15 protein-coding genes are annotated in these 16,818 nt (G+C 68.6%); 8 read left to right on the forward strand and 7 right to left on the reverse strand.

What is annotated here, in order from left to right; all coding sequences use genetic code 11:
• Positions 1 to 36 precede the first annotated feature (36 nt).
• Positions 37 to 489 (forward strand): carboxymuconolactone decarboxylase family protein, encoded by a 453-nt coding sequence (locus BLV63_RS11250; protein ID WP_066212776.1) that lies wholly within the window; start codon positions 37 to 39, stop codon positions 487 to 489.
• Positions 490 to 533: 44 nt separating this feature from the next.
• Positions 534 to 1,955, forward strand: a complete 1,422-nt coding sequence (gene proS, locus BLV63_RS11255) for a proline--tRNA ligase (protein WP_066212778.1) — start codon at positions 534 to 536, stop codon at positions 1,953 to 1,955.
• A gap of 108 nt (positions 1,956 to 2,063) precedes the next feature.
• Here proS and BLV63_RS11260 read toward each other — a convergent pair whose 3' ends face one another.
• Genes BLV63_RS11260 through BLV63_RS11285 form a run of 6 tightly spaced genes read right to left on the reverse strand, consistent with a single transcriptional unit; the run spans position 2,064 to position 7,083 of the window.
• Positions 2,064 to 2,396, reverse strand: coding sequence for a metal-sulfur cluster assembly factor (locus tag BLV63_RS11260; protein ID WP_066212780.1), 333 nt, complete (start codon positions 2,394 to 2,396; stop codon positions 2,064 to 2,066).
• 34 nt (positions 2,397 to 2,430) lie between these two features.
• A complete protein-coding gene (gene sufC / locus BLV63_RS11265; RefSeq protein WP_066212783.1) occupies positions 2,431 to 3,213 on the reverse strand; it encodes a Fe-S cluster assembly ATPase SufC in 783 nt (260 codons plus the stop codon).
• A 42-nt stretch (positions 3,214 to 3,255) separates the two neighbouring features.
• Positions 3,256 to 3,606, reverse strand: coding sequence for a non-heme iron oxygenase ferredoxin subunit (locus BLV63_RS11270; protein WP_066212786.1), 351 nt, complete (start codon positions 3,604 to 3,606; stop codon positions 3,256 to 3,258).
• 11 nt (positions 3,607 to 3,617) lie between these two features.
• Complete coding sequence (gene sufD / locus BLV63_RS11275; RefSeq protein ID WP_066212788.1) at positions 3,618 to 4,856, reverse strand: Fe-S cluster assembly protein SufD; 1,239 nt, start codon at positions 4,854 to 4,856, stop codon at positions 3,618 to 3,620.
• A complete protein-coding gene (sufB, locus tag BLV63_RS11280) occupies positions 4,856 to 6,319 on the reverse strand; it encodes a Fe-S cluster assembly protein SufB (RefSeq protein WP_066212790.1) in 1,464 nt (487 codons plus the stop codon). The genes sufD and sufB overlap by 1 nt, the downstream gene beginning before the upstream one ends.
• Positions 6,319 to 7,083 (reverse strand): helix-turn-helix transcriptional regulator, encoded by a 765-nt coding sequence (locus BLV63_RS11285; RefSeq protein WP_066213122.1) that lies wholly within the window; start codon positions 7,081 to 7,083, stop codon positions 6,319 to 6,321. Before BLV63_RS11285 ends, sufB begins: the two co-directional genes overlap by 1 nt.
• A 270-nt stretch (positions 7,084 to 7,353) precedes the next feature.
• Between BLV63_RS11285 and BLV63_RS11290 the strand changes: the two genes are divergently transcribed.
• The 3 genes from BLV63_RS11290 to BLV63_RS11300 are packed head-to-tail and all read left to right on the forward strand — an operon-like array spanning position 7,354 to position 10,191.
• Positions 7,354 to 8,406 (forward strand): ABC transporter ATP-binding protein, encoded by a 1,053-nt coding sequence (locus tag BLV63_RS11290; RefSeq protein ID WP_082724098.1) that lies wholly within the window; start codon positions 7,354 to 7,356, stop codon positions 8,404 to 8,406.
• On the forward strand, positions 8,403 to 9,215 hold the full coding sequence (locus BLV63_RS11295; RefSeq protein WP_082724076.1) for an ABC transporter permease: 813 nt from the start codon (positions 8,403 to 8,405) through the stop codon (positions 9,213 to 9,215). Before BLV63_RS11290 ends, BLV63_RS11295 begins: the two co-directional genes overlap by 4 nt.
• Before the next feature lie 31 nt (positions 9,216 to 9,246).
• On the forward strand, positions 9,247 to 10,191 hold the full coding sequence (locus BLV63_RS11300; protein WP_066212793.1) for a COX15/CtaA family protein: 945 nt from the start codon (positions 9,247 to 9,249) through the stop codon (positions 10,189 to 10,191).
• A 253-nt stretch (positions 10,192 to 10,444) separates the two neighbouring features.
• Here the strand turns inward: BLV63_RS11300 and BLV63_RS11305 are convergent, their stop codons facing one another.
• Complete coding sequence (locus BLV63_RS11305; protein ID WP_066213128.1) at positions 10,445 to 11,407, reverse strand: heme o synthase; 963 nt, start codon at positions 11,405 to 11,407, stop codon at positions 10,445 to 10,447.
• Between the two features lie 468 nt (positions 11,408 to 11,875).
• On the opposite strand from BLV63_RS11305, the gene tkt reads away from it, so the two are divergent.
• The 3 genes from tkt to BLV63_RS11320 are packed head-to-tail and all read left to right on the forward strand — an operon-like array spanning position 11,876 to position 16,801.
• Positions 11,876 to 13,996, forward strand: coding sequence for a transketolase (tkt, locus tag BLV63_RS11310; RefSeq protein ID WP_066212795.1), 2,121 nt, complete (start codon positions 11,876 to 11,878; stop codon positions 13,994 to 13,996).
• Between the two features lie 59 nt (positions 13,997 to 14,055).
• On the forward strand, positions 14,056 to 15,171 hold the full coding sequence (tal, locus tag BLV63_RS11315; protein WP_066212798.1) for a transaldolase: 1,116 nt from the start codon (positions 14,056 to 14,058) through the stop codon (positions 15,169 to 15,171).
• A 7-nt stretch (positions 15,172 to 15,178) separates the two neighbouring features.
• Positions 15,179 to 16,801 (forward strand): phosphoglucose isomerase-related protein, encoded by a 1,623-nt coding sequence (locus tag BLV63_RS11320; RefSeq protein ID WP_066212801.1) that lies wholly within the window; start codon positions 15,179 to 15,181, stop codon positions 16,799 to 16,801.
• Positions 16,802 to 16,818 lie beyond the last annotated feature (17 nt).

Consider the following 16,818-nt stretch of genomic DNA (forward strand, 5'->3'; position numbering starts at 1 on the left):
ATGTCCCGGCGCACGGGCCGCGGCTAGCATGCAGACATGAACCGTCGAGTGAACATCAGCAAAGCCCATTCCGAGACCTTCAAAGCGCTGGGGAAGCTGAGCAAGGCCGCCACTGAGGCCGCTGCCGCGGCGGACATCAGCCCCCTGCTCTGCGAGCTCCTCAAGATCCGCGCCTCGCAGATCAACGGCTGCGCCTACTGTCTGCGGCTGCACACCAAGGACGCGGTCACGCTGGGTGAGACGCAGGACCGCCTCGCGGTCCTCCCGGCGTGGCGGGAGAGCGAGTACTTCACCGCCGTCGAACGCGCCGCGCTGGCCCTGACCGAGGCGATCACCCAGGTGTCCGATCACCAGGTCCCGGACGAGGTCTACGTCCCGGTGTCCCAGGTGCTCAGCGAGGAGCAGATCTCCGCGGTGTCCTGGCTCGCCATCACGATCAACGCCTACAACCGCGTCGCCATCACGAGCCACTACACCGTCAAGCCCTGAACCGGTCAGGCACCCGGCGCCCAGCCGTCCGGTAGGGTCGGGCCATGGTGAAAGCACACGCTTCCGTCCTCGCCGATCAAGTCGAGGACTTCCCCCGCTGGTATCAGGACGTCCTGGACAAGGCGCAGCTGGCCGACAACGGCCCGGTGCGCGGGACCATGGTCATCCGCCCCTATGCCTACGGCATCTGGGAGCGGATGCAGGCCGCCGTCGACGGCCGTATCAAAGCCGCCGGCGCCGAGAACGTCTACCTCCCGCTCTTCATCCCGCAGTCCTACCTGGAACGGGAGGCCGAGCATGTGGACGGGTTCAGCCCGGAGCTCGCCGTGGTCACTCACGCCGGAGGCAAGGAGCTCAGCGAGCCGGTGGTCGTGCGGCCCACCAGCGAGACGATCTTCGGTGAGCTCATGGCCAAGTGGGTCCAGTCCTACCGCGATCTGCCGCTCCTGCTGAATCAATGGGCCAACGTCGTGCGCTGGGAGATGCGTCCCCGGACGTTCCTGCGAACCAGCGAATTCCTGTGGCAGGAAGGCCACACGGCCCACGCGACGCGTGAGGAGGCGGCGGCGTACGCGCGCCGCATCCACCTCGAGGTGTACCGCTCGTTCCTGGAGGACGTCCTGGCCATCCCCGTCCTGATGGGTGACAAGTCCCCCGCCGAACGGTTCGCGGGCGCCGTCAACACCATGACCTGCGAGGCCATGATGGTCGACGGCAAAGCCCTCCAGATGGCCACGAGCCACGAACTCGGCCAGAACTTCGCCAAGGCCTTCGGCATCGGGTTCACGGACTCGGAGGGCGCCGTGCAGGACTGCTGGACCACGTCCTGGGGATCGAGCACGCGGATGCTCGGCGGGCTGATCATGTCCCATGGCGACAACACGGGGCTGCGCCTCCCTCCGGCCATCGCCCCGGTCCAGCTGGTGATCGTCCCCGTGCGCGACGACGGCCGCGTCCTCGCCGCTGCGGCGCGCCTCCGTGAGGAACTGGAGGAGGCGGGCGTCCGGGTGAAGATCGACGAACGGCTCACGACCGGCTTCGGACGCCGTGTGACGGAGTGGGAACTCAAGGGAGTCCCGCTCCGGATCGAGATCGGCCCGCGCGACCTGGAGCAGGGTGTCGCGACCCTCGTCCGCCGTGACACGGGCTCCAAGGCGCCGGTGACGCTCAGCGAGACCTCCGCGCTCATCCCCGGCCTGCTGACGGAGATCCAGCACGCGATGTTCCAGGAGGCCCAGCGTCGGCTGACGGACCACACCGTCGAGACGACCGATCCCGCCGAGGCGAAGGAGGCGGCTCAGGCGGGATTCGCCCGGATCCGCTGGGACCTCCTCGGCGAAGCCGGCGAGAGGACCCTCAACGGCTCGGCCATCACCGTGCGCTGCCTGCAGACCGAGGACGGTGGTCTCCCGGCCCCGGACGCGCGCCCCGAGGAACTCTTCGCGGTCGTGGGCAGGAGCTACTGACGCGGCCCGGGATCTGACCCCACGAACGACGGCGGCGGCCGGGATCACTCCCGGCCGCCGCCGTCGTCGTTCAACTGTGCTCAGCCGTGTTCAGCCGCGCACGCTGGATCAGATGTTGAAGCCGAGGGCCCGCATCTGGTCCTTGCCGTCATCGGTGATCCGCTCGGGACCCCACGGCGGCATCCACACCCAGTTGAGGCGCCAGTCGTCCACGACACCGTCCAGGGCCTTGCCCACCTGCTCCTCGAGCACGTCGGTGAGCGGGCAGGCCGCGGTGGTCAGCGTCATGTCGATCAGGAGCGCGCCGTCCTCGTCGGAGTACTTGAGCCCGTAGAGCAGGCCCAGATCCACGACGTTGACGCCGAGCTCGGGGTCGATGACGTCCTTGAGCGCCTCTTCGACGTCCTCAAGACTTGTCCTGGCCGCATTCACTTCGGTCATCTTCTGTCCCCTCCCGGGTTGTCAGGCGAGTGGCTCAGACCGCTGCCGGCTCGGAGGCCGTGCCGGCGCCGGCCACGTAGCGGTCGTAGCCCTCGTCCTCGAGGCGGTCGGCCAGCTCCGGGCCACCCTGCTCGACGACCTTGCCGTCGACGAAGACGTGGACGAAGTCCGGCTTGATGTAGCGCAGGATGCGCGTGTAGTGGGTGATGAGCAGCGTGCCCATCTCGCCACCGGCGTGAGCGCGGTTGACGCCCTCGGAGACGACCTTCAGGGCGTCGACGTCCAGGCCGGAGTCGGTCTCGTCCAGGATGGCGAACTTCGGCTTGAAGAGCTCGAGCTGGAGGATCTCCACGCGCTTCTTCTCGCCGCCGGAGAAGCCCTCGTTGACGTTGCGCTGGGCGAAGTCGGCGTCGATGCGCAGCTGCTCCATGGCGGCCTTGACGTCCTTGGTCCAGTGACGCAGCGAGGGGGCCTCGCCGTCGATCGCGGTCTTGGCGGTGCGGAGGAAGTTGGTCATGGTGACGCCGGGGACCTCGACCGGGTACTGCATGGCGAGGAAGAGACCGGCGCGGGCGCGCTCGTCCACGCTCATCTCCAGGACGTCCTCGCCGTCCAGGGTGATGGAGCCGCTGGTCACGGTGTAGCGCGGGTGACCGGCGATCGTGGAGGCCAGGGTGGACTTGCCGGAGCCGTTGGGGCCCATGATGGCGTGGGTCTCGCCGGTCTTGATGACCAGGGAGACGCCCTTGAGGATTTCCTTCTCGCCCTGCTCGGTCTCAATGCTGACGTGCAGGTCCTTGATTTCAAGAGTAGACATGCTGTTCTTTCTTGTCCTAAGTCTGTTTGATGCGGCCGGGGCTCAGAAGACCCGGGCGCCGTTCACAACGTTGCTGGTGTCGACGTACACGTCGTCGCCGTGGATCTCCACGGCGAAGACGGGAACGGGATCATAGGCGGGCAGCTGGAGCGGCTGGCCGGACCGCAGATCGAACTGGGAACCGTGTCCCCAGCATTCGATCGCGCCGCCCTCGACGTCACCCTCGGAGAGGGACACGTCCGCGTGCGAGCAGGTGTCGCCGATGGCGTGGATCTCCCCCATGGAGTCCTTCACCACGGCGACGGGGTATCCGTCGAGGAGAACCCTGAGGGCCTGCTTGGGCGAAATCTCGGTGCTCTTGCACACCAAGGTGCCCTGGGGCGTTTCCGGCACGTCCGCTCCTTCTAGTTCTCGCCTGCGGCCAGTTCGCGTTCCACGGCCTCGGTGAGGCGATCCTCGAGGGCCGGGACCTTGATCTTCTGGATGATCTCGTTCAGGAAGCCGCGGACCACCAGACGGCGGGCCACATCCTCCGGGATGCCTCGCGCCATGAGGTAGAACAGGTGCTCGTCATCGAAACGGCCGGTCGAGGAGGCGTGACCGGCGCCGGCGATCAGGCCGGTCTCGATCTCCAGGTTCGGCACGGAGTCCGCACGGCAGCCGTCGGTCAGGACCAGGTTCTGGTTCTTCTCGTACGAGTCGGTGCCGACGGCCTGCTTCTGGATGAGGCAGTCGCCCACCCACACGGTGTGAGCGCCCTTGCCCTGCAGCGCGCCCTTGTAGAGGACGTTGGAGGTGCAGTTCGGGACGTTGTGATCCACGAACGAGCGGTGCTCCAGGTGCTGCCCGGCATCGGCGAAGTAGAGCCCCAGGAGCTCGGCCTCGGCCTGCTCGCCGGAGAAGCGCACATTGGAGTTCAGGCGGACGATCTTGCCGCCCAGCGTCACGGCGATGTGCTTGTACACGCCTTCCTTGGCCACGACGGCGTCGTGCTGGGCCAGGTGGATGGCGTCATCCTCCCAGAGCTGCACGGACACGACGGTGAGCTCGGCGGCCTCGCCGACGAAGATCTCGACGTTGCCGTTGTGGTTGGCCGAACCGTCGTGCTCGAGGATGACGACCGACTTGGAGTTGGCGCCCGCCTCGAGGACGAGGTGGCTGTTGGACCGCTTGCCGGCGCCCTGGCCGGACAGGAGGATCCGCACGGGCTCCTCGGGCTGCGCGCCTTCGGGCACGACGACGTGCAGCGCCTCGGGAGCGTTGGCGGAGGCCACGGCGGCGGCACGGTCGGCCGGCACCAGCGCGGTGGCGCGGGGCGCCTGACCGATGGCCAGCGGAGCGGACACGTAGCCCTCGGGAGCCTCGACGGAGACCGTCGTGGCGCCGTCGTCGTTCGCGCCGTCCTGCAGCAGCGGCTGGAGCTCGCGCACCGGGGTGAAGCGCCACTCCTCCTCACGGCCGTCCGGCAGAGCGAAATCGGCCACGTTGTGGCTGGTCAGACGCTCGGCCCGGGAGGACATGACGGTGGTGCCGTCATTGTGCTTGTGGTCGACCTTGCTGGAGACCAGCTGCTCGCCCTCTTCGGTGAAACCGGCGATCGACGGGGCGCCGATGCGGGCCTTCTCAGTTGCTTCGGCAGTCATTAACCGACGGATCCTTCCATCTGGAGTTCGATGAGGCGGTTGAGCTCGAGCGCGTACTCCATGGGGAGCTCGCGGGCGATCGGCTCGATGAAGCCGCGCACGATCATGGCCATGGCCTCGTCCTCGGGCATGCCGCGGGACATCAGGTAGAACAGCTGCTCCTCGGAGACACGGGAGACCGTGGCCTCGTGGCCCAGCAGCACATCGTCCTCGCGGATGTCGATGTACGGGTAGGTGTCCGAGCGGGAGATGGTGTCCACCAGCAGGGCGTCACAGCGGACGGTGTTGGCGGAGTGCTTGGCGCCTTCGCGGACCTGGACCAGGCCGCGGTACGCGGCACGACCGCCGTTGCGGGCCACCGACTTGGAGATGATGGAGCTCTTGGTGTTCGGAGCGATGTGCACCATCTTGGAACCGGTGTCCTGGTGCTGGCCCTCGCCGGCGAAGGCGATGGACAGGGTCTCGCCCTTGGCGTGCTCGCCCACGAGGTAGACGGCCGGGTACTTCATGGTGACCTTGGAGCCGATGTTGCCATCGATCCACTCCATGGTGGCGCCCTCTTCGCAGATCGCACGCTTGGTCACCAGGTTGTACACGTTGTTGGACCAGTTCTGGATGGTGGTGTAGCGGACGCGGGCGCCCTTCTTGACCACGATCTCGACCACGGCGGAGTGCAGCGAGTCCGAGCTGTAGATCGGGGCGGTGCAGCCCTCGATGTAGTGCACGTAGGAGTCCTCGTCGGCGATGATGAGGGTGCGCTCGAACTGGCCCATGTTCTCCGTGTTGATGCGGAAGTAGGCCTGCAGCGGGATCTCCACGTGAACGCCCTTGGGGACGTAGACGAAGGAGCCGCCGGACCACACGGCCGTGTTCAGGGAGGCGAACTTGTTGTCGCCCACCGGGATCACGGTGCCGAAGTACTCCTGGAAGATCTCCGGGTGTTCCTTCAGCGCGGTGTCGGTGTCGAGGAAGATGACGCCCTGCTGCTCCAGGTCCTCGCGGATCTGGTGGTAGACGACCTCGGACTCGTACTGAGCCGCGACGCCGGCCACGAGGCGGCTGCGCTCCGCTTCCGGGATGCCGAGCTTCTCGTAGGTGGTCCGGATGTCCTCGGGAAGCTCTTCCCAGGAACCGGCCTGCTTCTCCGTGGAGCGCACGAAGTACTTGATGTTGTCGAAATCGATGCCGGAGAGGTCGGCGCCCCAGGCGGGCATCGGCTTCCGGTCGAAGTACTTGAGGCCCTTCAGACGCAGGTCAAGCATCCACTCGGGTTCGCTCTTCTTGGTGGAGATGTCCCGGACGACGTCTTCGTTCAGGCCGCGGCGCGCGTTCGCACCGGCGTCGTCCTTGTCTGCCCAGCCGTATTCGTAGTTGCCGATACCGTGGAGCTCCGGGTTCTTTTCCAGAATCTCGGAGATCACCGTACCCTCAGCCACTGGCTTTTCTGCTAGTTGGTCCGTCATCACGGCCTTTCTTGCTGGTGGTTGCGTCCGGTAGGAATGTGCGTGGTGCAGACGTGGCCGCCGTTGGCCAGCGTGGAAAGACGACGGACGTCCACACCGAGAAGCCGTTCGAACACTTCGGTCTCCTTGTCACAGAAGACCGGGAATTCGGCGGCCAGGTTCTGGATGGGGCAATGCCCCTGGCACAGCTGGATCGCTGTGAGCTGCGGCGGCAAGGGCTTCTTACTCACCGGATGGATGCGCAGGACATTGGCGTTCGCGACGAAGCCGTCACGGTTGAGCGCCGCGACGAGCGCCATGGCGCGGGCCTCGACGTCGGGCCCTGCGGCGTTCACCTCGTCGGCGTAGCGCTCCGCCATGCCGGCGAAACGGCGCTCGGCGAACGCCTCGACGGCCTGTTCGCCGCCCAGTGCCGCCAGCTCGTGCAGCGCCTTGCTGGCGATGTCCAGGTAGTCGTCGCCCCAGTGCTGCTGACCCTGGGAGCTGATCACGTAACGCCGCGCCGGGCGGCCCGCTCCCGCCCCGGCCTTGACCATGCGCTTGACCTCGATCACACCTCCGCGCTCGAGCTGGTCGAGGTGACGGCGGACGGCGGCGGGCGTGTAGCCGAGCAGCTTGCCGAGTTCGGCGGCGCTGATGGGACCGTGCTCCAGCACGGCGGCCCGGACCTTGTCCCGCGTCCGGTCCTCGGACTCGACCAGGGAGCCTCGCGTGGCCGCACGGGATGAGGCTGCACGGGACGGGACCTCACGCTGCGCGGGCACGACCGAGCCCGGAGCGCCCTGCTGGGCCCCCGGATTCAGGCTGTCGACCGGCCTGTTCGTGGAGGTGTCCATGGAATACACAACACAATCATCACTAAATAACTTCCCGCCTTCCACTAAGGCTAGGCTGACCTGTCGATTGTGACCAGAGACCATCATCACATCATTCGCCGGGGCCGGATCAGCGGGCGTTCCGGCCCGCTGGCGGCCGGCGGGAACGCCGCCTCGCGACCCGCTCCGGCCACCTTCTACCTCGCGTAGAATGCTATGGTGCGTTCCGCTGCTCCCCCAGTCCTCGTGATCGATTCCCTCGTCAAGGATGTCGGTCCGGTCACGGCCCTCGACGGCCGCATGATGCGCGTCGTCGCCGGCCTCTCCCTGACCGCCCATGCCGGCGAGGTGACCGCCCTGCTCGGCGTCAACGGCGCCGGCAAGACCACCACCCTCGAATGCGCCCAGGGCCTTCAGCGCCGTACGGACGGACGGGTCGAACTGCTCGGCCACGACCCCGACACGGCGGGCCCCGAGCTGCGCGCCCGGGTGGGCGTCATGCTCCAGGAAGGCGGCTTGCCGCCCTCCGCGCATCCGATCCCCCTGCTCCAGCACATCGCCCGGATGTACCAGGACCCCTGGCCCGTGGACGATCTGGTCGAGCGGCTCTCCATCGCCGAGTTCGCCCGCACCTCCGTGCGCAGGCTCTCCGGGGGACAGAAGCAGCGCCTCGCTCTCGCCGCCGCGCTCGTCGGCCGCCCCGAAGTCCTCTTCCTCGACGAGCCGAGCGCCGGCATGGATCCGCAGTCGCGGCAGCTGGTCTTCACCCTGATCCAGGAGCTCCGTGACTCCGGCATGGGCATCGTGCTGACCACCCACCTCATGGACGACGCCGAGCGTCTGGCCGACTACGTCTACATCGTCGACGCCGGGCGGATCGTGGCGGAGGGCACCGTCGCCTCGTTGCTCGCGCACCGCGACGACGCCGGCTCCGAGAACCGCATGCTGACCTTCGACGCCGATCCCGGGCTCACCTTCGCGCTTCCCGACGGTCTGGACATCGCGGAGACCCGGTCCGGGTCCTACTCCGTGGAGGGGATCAGCACCCCGGCGCATCTGCGCGCCATCGCCACCGCTTGGGAGGTCGGCGGCGTCTTCCCCCGCAGCCTCTCGATGTCGTCCTCCACCCTGGAGGACGTCTTCCTCGACATCGCCGCCCGCAGCGCCGAACAGGCCCGGACCGAACAGTCTCAGGCCGAGCAGCCCCCGAACGACGGCGGCTCCCGGCCGGCCCCTCTGACGAACCACGTCCCGAACGGAGGCCGGGAATGACGGCCAGCAGCACCCCCGCCGCCGGGAAGGGGTCCGGCGTGCGCCCGGGCCATTCCGGGCTCACCGCCCAGCGCCCCGCTTCCACCGTGCAGCGCGTCCTGGCCCAGGGACGCTACGAGACCCTGGCGATGCTCCGCAACGGCGAGCAACTGGTCCTCGCCATCGTGCTGCCGCTCATGGCGCTCTTCGCCCTGCGCTTCACCCCCCTTCTGGATGATCTCCAGGGCGCCCGCGTGGACATCGCCGTCCCCGGCGTGCTCGCCCTGTGCACCATGTCCACGGCCTTCACGGGCCAGGGCATCTCCACGGGCTTCGACCGGCGCTACGGCGTCCTCCGCTTCCTGTCCACCACGCCCCTGGGCCGCGGCGGGCTGATCGCCGGAAAGATCCTGGCCGTGCTGTCCGTGCTGGCCATCCAGACCGTGGTGATCTCCGTGGCGGGCCTGTTCCTCGGCTGGCAGCCGAACGGCGTCGGCCTCCTGCTGGCGATCCCGCTGCTGATCCTGGGGGCGGCGGCGTTCACCGCGCTCGGCCTGCTCGTGGCGGGCACGGTGCGGCCCGAGGCCACCCTGGCCCTGACGAACCTCCTGTGGATCCTGCTCGGCGCCCTCGGCGGAGTCGTGGTCCCTCCCGGGCGTCTGCCCGGTCTGATCGGAGAGGTGGCGCCGTTCCTCCCCTCCGGCGCCCTGGGCGACGCCCTGCGCGCGGCGCTCCTGCACGGCACGGTGGACGTGGCCGCCGTCGTCATCCTGGTCCTGTGGGCCGGAGTGGCCGGGGTCCTGGCCGTGAAATGGTTCAAGTGGAATTGATGATGCGAGTAACGATGGATGAGGTACCTGTATGAATGCCAGCACCCCTCTGGGTGAACGGATCAACCGTCTCGTGGAGCGGCTCCCCACCGAGGTCGACGGCCGCGTCCGCAAGCTGTCCATCGCCTCGCTGGTCGGTCAGATCATCCTCATCGGGACCGGCGGCGCGGTCCGCCTCACCTCGTCCGGCCTGGGCTGCCCCACCTGGCCGCGCTGCACGAGCGAGTCGCTCGTCAACACCCCGGAGATGGGCGTCCACGGCATCATCGAGTTCGGCAACCGCACGCTGACCTTCCTGCTGGCCGCGGTCGCGCTGCTCATGCTCGTGGCGCTGTGGCGGATCCGCAAGGAACGCCGAGACCTCTTCGTCCTGGCGCTCGGCCTGCTCGCCAGCATCCCGGCCCAGGCGATCATCGGCGGCATCACCGTGCTGTCCGGGCTGAACCCCTGGGTGGTGGGCCTGCACTTCCTGGTCTCGATGGCGCTGGTCATCTTCGCCATGCTGCTCGTGAACCGCGCCTACGGCCGCACCGGCCGCTTCATGAACCGCACGCTGGAGGCCCTCCCGGGCATCGCCGCGCCGCTCACCGCCGCCGTGGCCTTCTTCGCCGCCCTCGCCGTCGTGCTCGGCGTGGTCGTCACGGGCGCCGGCCCGCACGCCGGCGACGCCAACGCCCCACGCAACGGGCTCGACTGGGACGTGATCAGCCACTTCCACGCCGCGCCCGCCTACCTCGTGACCGCCGGCGTGCTGGTGGCCGTGGTGCTGGCCTTCCGTCACCGGATCCAGGGTCTGTTCCGCTCCGCCGCGCTGACGCTGCTCGGCGTCACGCTCCTTCAGGCGGCGATCGGGTTCATCCAGTACTACAACGGCATCCCGCCGCTGCTCGTGGGCTCGCACATGGTGGTGGGCGCTCTGCTCATGGCCGCGGCCACGAACCTCGCGGACGTGAGCCGCTGGAGCCCCAAGGCCTGATCGTCGCCCTCGAAGGCCCCGCCGCCGGCGGGGCCTTCGTCGTCTCCGGGCTCGGGCTGAGCCGCGGCAGACGGCAGGCGCACGACGACGGCGGCCCAGGCTCCCGCCGTCGCGCTCCCCTGCTGCGCCGTCTCACCACAGCGCCACCCGTCACGGCCTGCCAGCAGCCCCGGACACGACGAAGGCCCGGCCATCCGGCCGGGCCTTGCGTCACACCGGGAGGTTCACACCGGAAAGCTCTGAGCCTGCCCGCTCAGAAGCCCGCCATGAGGGGGCCGCCGACGAACGGGTCCACCGCGAGGGCCAGGAACAGCACGGTCAGGTAGCTGATCGAGCCGTGGAAGACCTTCATGGCGCGCTTGTTGTCCACGTTCTCACCCTGGGCCTGGTTGTACAGGCTGTGGGATTCCCAGAGGAACCAGGCGCCGGAGAGGATCGCGGCGATCGAGTAGACCCAGCCGGCGCCGCCCACCGGGATCATCAGCAGCGAACAGGCGACCATGGCCCACGCGTACAGGACCACCTGCACGGAGACCACCTTCGCGCCCGCGATGGCGCCGAGCATCGGCACCTCGGCCTTGCGGTAGTCCTCGCCGTACTTCATGGACAGGGGCCAGTAGTGCGGCGGGGTCCAGAGGAAGATCACCATGAAGAGGACGAGCGCGGGCCACTCGACGGTGTCCCGCACGGCCGCCCAGGCGATCAGGACCGGGAAGCAGCCGGCCGCCCCGCCCCAGACGATGTTCTGCGCGGTGCGGCGCTTCAGGATCAGGGTGTAGATGACCACGTAGAAGAAGATCGCGCCGAGACCGAGCAGAGCGGAGAGGCCGTTCGCTCCGACCCAGAGGATCAGGATGGACGCGATGCCCAGCAGCGTCGCGAAGACGAGAGCCTCCCGGGGCGTGACCTCACCGGTGACGAGCGGGCGGTTCTTGGTGCGCTTCATCACCTTGTCGATGTCGCGGTCGATGTAGCAGTTGAAGGCGCCGGCGCTGCCGGCGGCGAAAGCGCCGCCCACCATGGTCGCCACCATGAGGCCGACCGATGGGAAGCCGCGCTGCGCGAAGATCATGGTCGGCAGGGTGCTGACCAGCAGCAGCTCGATCACGCGCGGCTTGGTCAGGGCGACGTACGCCTTCAGCTTGCGGGAGAAACCGCCTCCCTGCGGCAATGACGGCGTGCGGAGGGCGGACTCTGAAGTGCTCACGGCGACGATGACCTTAGTTTCTGCTTCGCGACTGATGACCGGCCCGTCCTGCGGCGCGGGTGAATCCCGCGATCCGCGCATGGACCGGCCCCTCTCATTCTACCGCCCGCTCCCCCCTGGCCCCGGCAGGCACGCTTCCGGCCCCCTCCGCGGGAGGTCGCCGGAGCCACGGCATCGGCCCAGGTAAACGGGAGGTCGCTCTCGCGCGGGTTCATCTTTGACATAAATCACACTTAAACCAGGGGGTGCCACCAGAACCCCCGGGAATCGGGCTAAGCTGAACACAACTCGGCTTGGCGGCCCCGGACTCCCCGATGAAGCGAGGGAACAGGGTGCGCAGGCCGGTGGTTATTCAATGGTGAACGAGAGCGCGGAGAACTCGCTGCGGGCGCCACAGCTGTGCCCCGGGCACGGGACCGCAGGGTGGCCGCACTCTCGAAAACACACAAGAGAAGGGGCCCGGTTTCCGTGTCACAAGTGGAAGAACAGCAACTGTCCTGGACTGATCTCGACCAGCGTGCGGTAGACACCATTCGCGTTCTGGCCGCAGATGCGGTGGAGAAGGTCGGCAACGGACACCCCGGGACGGCGATGAGCCTGGCCCCGGCCGCCTACCTGCTCTTCCAGAAACTGATGCGACACGATCCGAAGAACCCGGACTGGGTGGGCCGCGACCGCTTCATCCTCTCCCCCGGTCACACCTCGCTGACCCTGTACATCCAGCTCTTCCTCTCCGGCTACGGCCTGGCGCTGGAAGACCTCGAGGCACTCCGCACTTGGGGCTCCCTGACCCCGGGCCACCCCGAGTACAAGCACACCGCCGGTGTCGAGATCACCACGGGCCCGCTCGGCCAGGGTCTCGCCTCCTCCGTGGGCTTCGCCTACTCCGGCCGCCGCGAGCGTGGCCTGTTCGACGCCGACGCCCCCGAGGGCGAGTCGCCGTTCGACCACACCATCTGGGTCATCGCCTCCGACGGCGACCTCCAGGAAGGCGTGACCTCCGAGGCCTCCTCGCTGGCCGGCCTGCAGGAGCTCGGCAACCTGGTCGTGCTGTACGACGAGAACCACATCTCGATCGAGGACGACACCGACATCGCGTTCACCGAGGACGTCCTCAAGCGCTACGAGGCGTACGGCTGGCACACCCAGCGCGTCGACTGGACCAAGACCGGCGAGTACGTCGAGGACGTCCACGAGCTGTACAACGCCCTCCAGGCGGCCAAGGCGGAGACGGGCAAGCCGTCCATCATCTCCCTGCGCACCATCATCGGCTACCCGGCCCCCACCAAGCAGAACACCGGCAAGATCCACGGCTCCGCCCTCGGCGCCGGCGAGGTCGCCGCCCTGAAGGAGGTCCTCGGTTTCGATCCGGAGAAGTCCTTCCAGGTGGACCCCGAGGTCCTGGCCCACGCCCGTCAGGTCGTGGAGCGCGGCGCCGCCGCACACCAGGCCTGGCAGGAGAAGTTCGACGCCTGGGCCGCCGCGAACCCGGAGGGCGCCGCCCTCCTCAAGCGCCTCGAGGCCCACGAGCTGCCCTCGGAACTCTCGGGTGCTCTCCCCGTGTTCGAGGCCGGCAAGGACGTCTCCACCCGTGCCGCGTCCGGCAAGGTGCTCAACGCCATCGGCCCGGTCATGCCGGAACTGTGGGGCGGCTCCGCCGACCTCGCCGAGTCCAACAACACCACGCTGGAGGGTGAGCCGTCGTTCATCCCCGTGGGCCGCTCCACCAACGCGTGGAAGGGCAACCCGTACGGCCGCGTCCTGCACTTCGGCATCCGTGAGCACGCCGCCGCGTCGATCGTGAACGGCATCACCCTGTCGGGCAACACGCGCGCCTTCTCCGGGACCTTTCTGATCTTCTCGGACTACCAGCGTCCCGCCATCCGCCTCGGCGCCCTCATGGGCGTGCCGTCCCTGTACGTCTGGACGCACGACTCCATCGGCCTCGGCGAGGACGGCCCCACCCACCAGCCCGTGGAGCAGCTCGCGTCCCTGCGCGCCATCCCCGGTCTCGACGTCGTCCGTCCGGGCGACGCCAACGAGGTCGCCGTGGCCTGGCACACCATGCTGGAGAACCACGAGAACCCGGCAGGCATCGTGCTGACCCGGCAGAACATCCCGACCTACGCCCGTGGCGAAGGCGAGGCCTCCGGTGACGTCTTCGGCTCCGCGGCCGGCACGGCCCGCGGCGGTTACGTCCTGGCCGAGGCCAGCCGCGACGGCGCCTCCGTCACGCCCGAGGTCATCCTGATCGCCACCGGTTCCGAGGTCCAGCTGGCCGTCGAGGCCCGCGAGGCACTCCAGGCCGATGGCATCCCCACCCGCGTGGTGTCGATGCCGTGTGTCGAGTGGTTCAAGAAGCAGGACGCCGCCTACCAGGAAGCCGTCCTCCCGGCGGCCGTGACCGCGCGTGTCTCCGTCGAGGCGGGCCTCGCCCTGACCTGGCGCGAGTTCGTCGGCGACGCCGGCCGCTCCATCTCGCTTGAGCACTTCGGCGCGTCCGCAGATTACAAGCGGCTCTTCCAGGAGTTCGGCATCACCACCGAAGCAGTGGTCGCCGCCGCCAAGGACTCCCTGGACTCGCTCGCCACCGCCTGAGCCGGCACCGAGCAACGCCAGTACAGAGCAACAAGGTACAGAACCGAGGAATTTGAAACATGAGCACTCCCACTGCAGAACTGTCCAACGCCGGTGTCTCGATCTGGCTTGACGACCTCTCCCGCAAGCGCCTGAACACGGGCAATCTTCAGGAGCTCATCGCCGAGAAGAACGTGGTCGGCGTGACCACCAACCCGAGCATCTTCCAGGCCGCCATCACGGGTGGCCAGGACTATGCAGCGCAGATCAAGGAACTGGCGGCGGCCGGGGCCGACGCCGAGAAGGCCGTCTTCGAGATCACGACCTCCGACGTGGCGGACGCCTGCGACGTCTTCGCCGAGGTGGCCAAGGCCACGGACGGCGTCGACGGCCGCGTCTCCATCGAGGTCGATCCGCGCAAGGCGTGGGACACCGAGGGCACCATCGCCGAGGCGAAGGAACTGCACGCCAAGGTCGGCAAGGACAACGTCCACATCAAGATCCCCGCCACCCAGGAAGGCCTGGAGGCCATCACGGCCACCATCGCCGAGGGCATCAGCGTCAACGTGACCCTGATCTTCTCCCTGGAGCGCTACCGCGCGGTCATCAACGCCTACCTGAACGGTCTGGAGCAGGCCAAGGCCAAGGGCCTGGACCTCTCCAAGATCCACTCGGTCGCGTCCTTCTTCGTCTCCCGCGTGGACACCGAGATCGACAAGCGCCTGAACACGCTGGGCACCGACGAGGCCGCCGCCCTCAAGGGCAAGGCCGGCGTGGCGAACGCCCGTCTCGCGTACCAGGTCTTCGAGGAGCTCTTCTCCACCGAGCGCTGGAACGTCCTGGCCGCCGCGGGCGCCCGCCCGCAGCGCCCGCTCTGGGCCTCCACCGGCGTGAAGGACCCGGCATACCCGGACACCCTCTACGTCACGGGGCTCGTCGCGCAGGGCGTGGTGAACACCATGCCGGAGAAGACCCTCGACGCCGTCTTCGACCACGGCGACGTCACCGGTGACACCATCACCGGCACCTACGCCGAGTCCAACGAGGTCCTGGACGCGCTCGAGAAGCTCGGCGTCTCCTACAACGACGTCGTGGCCAAGCTCGAGACCGAGGGCCTCGACAAGTTCGTCGCCAGCTGGAAGGAACTGCTGGCCGACGTCCAGGCTGCACTCAACACCGCATCCCAGGAAGGCTGACCCCTCCATGAGCACCCTGAGCTACGACGCCGCCGGCGCGGCCGCCGACGCCAAGACCCGTCACATCGACCAGCTGGTCCAGGACCACGTCGCGACGCGGATCATCGCCAAGGACGCCACGCTGTGGGGTCCGGAGGCCGAATCCGAGTCCTCCATCCGCCTCGGCTGGGTGGAGGCCCCGGCGGTCTCCCGTCCGCTCGTGGACGGGATCGTCAGCCTGCGGGAGGAGCTCCACGCCGAAGGGATCGACCATGTCGTCCTCTGCGGCATGGGTGGCTCCTCGCTGGCCCCCGAGGTCATCACCGCGACGGCCGGCGTCGAGCTCACGGTGCTGGACAGCACCGACCCGGAGCAGGTCGCCGCGGCCCTCGCCGACCGCCTGGAGCGGACCGTCGTCGTCGTGTCGTCCAAGTCCGGTTCCACGGTGGAGACCGACTCGCAGCGCCGCGCTTTCGAGGCGGCGTTCGAGGCGGCCGGCATCGATCCGAAGAGCCGCGTGGTGATCGTGACCGATCCGGGCTCGCCCCTGGACGAGGCCGCGCGCGCCGCGGGCTACCGGGCCGTCTTCAACGCGGACCCGAACGTCGGCGGCCGCTTCTCCGCGCTGACCGCCTTCGGCCTGGTGCCGTCGGGCCTGGCCGGCGTGGACATCGCGGCGCTCCTGGACGAGGCCGAGGACACCCTCGAGATCCTCAACGAGGACGACACGGACAACATCGGTCTCGCGCTCGGCGCCGCGCTGGGTGGCACCGATCCGCTCCGGAACAAGATCGTGATCGTGGACAACGGCTCCGGGATCGTCGGTTTCGCCGACTGGGCGGAGCAGCTGATCGCCGAGTCCACCGGCAAGAGCGGCAAGGGCCTGCTGCCCGTCGTCGCTCCGGCTGACGCTCCGGAGCTGACCCTGGACGCCCCTGACGTCCTGGTGGTCCGGCTCGTCTCCCCGGACGACGACGACGCTGCCGCCACCGGCAACGAGGTCGAGATCGCCGGCGGGCTGGCTGCGCAGATGGTCGTCTGGGAGTTCGCCGTCGCCGTGGCGGGGCGCCTCCTCGGCATCAACCCGTACGACCAGCCCGACGTGGAGGCCGCCAAGGTCGCCGCACGCGGTCTGCTCGACGCCCGTCCGGAGCCGGTGCCCGCCGACTTCACCGACGGCGCCATCGAGGTGCGCGGCGGCGAGTGGCTGGCCGACGCCGAGGTGAACGACACCGTCGAGTCCGCCCTCAAGGCCCTGCTCGGCCGTCTGGGCGACCGTGGCTACGTGAGCGTCCAGGCCTACCTGGACCGTCTCGCCTACCCGCAGCTCGAGTCGGTGCGCAACCCGCTCGTCGCCGTGACCGGTCGCCCCGTGACGTTCGGCTGGGGTCCGCGCTTCCTGCACTCCACCGGCCAGTTCCACAAGGGCGGGCCCGCCGAGGGCGTGTTCCTCCAGATCACGGCGGACAGTTCCACCGATGTGGTCATCCCGGAGCGTCCGTTCACCTTCGGACAGCTGATCTCGGCTCAGGCCGCCGGCGACGCACAGGTCCTCGCGGACCACGGCGTCCCCGTCCTCCGGCTGCACCTCACCGACCGCGCGGCCGGTGTGCGTCAGCTCCTGGACATCGTCAACAACCTGGGCCGCTGAGCCCAGAACCCATCCCT

The organism is Arthrobacter woluwensis, assembly GCF_900105345.1.
Lineage (GTDB): Bacteria > Actinomycetota > Actinomycetes > Actinomycetales > Micrococcaceae > Arthrobacter_E > Arthrobacter_E woluwensis.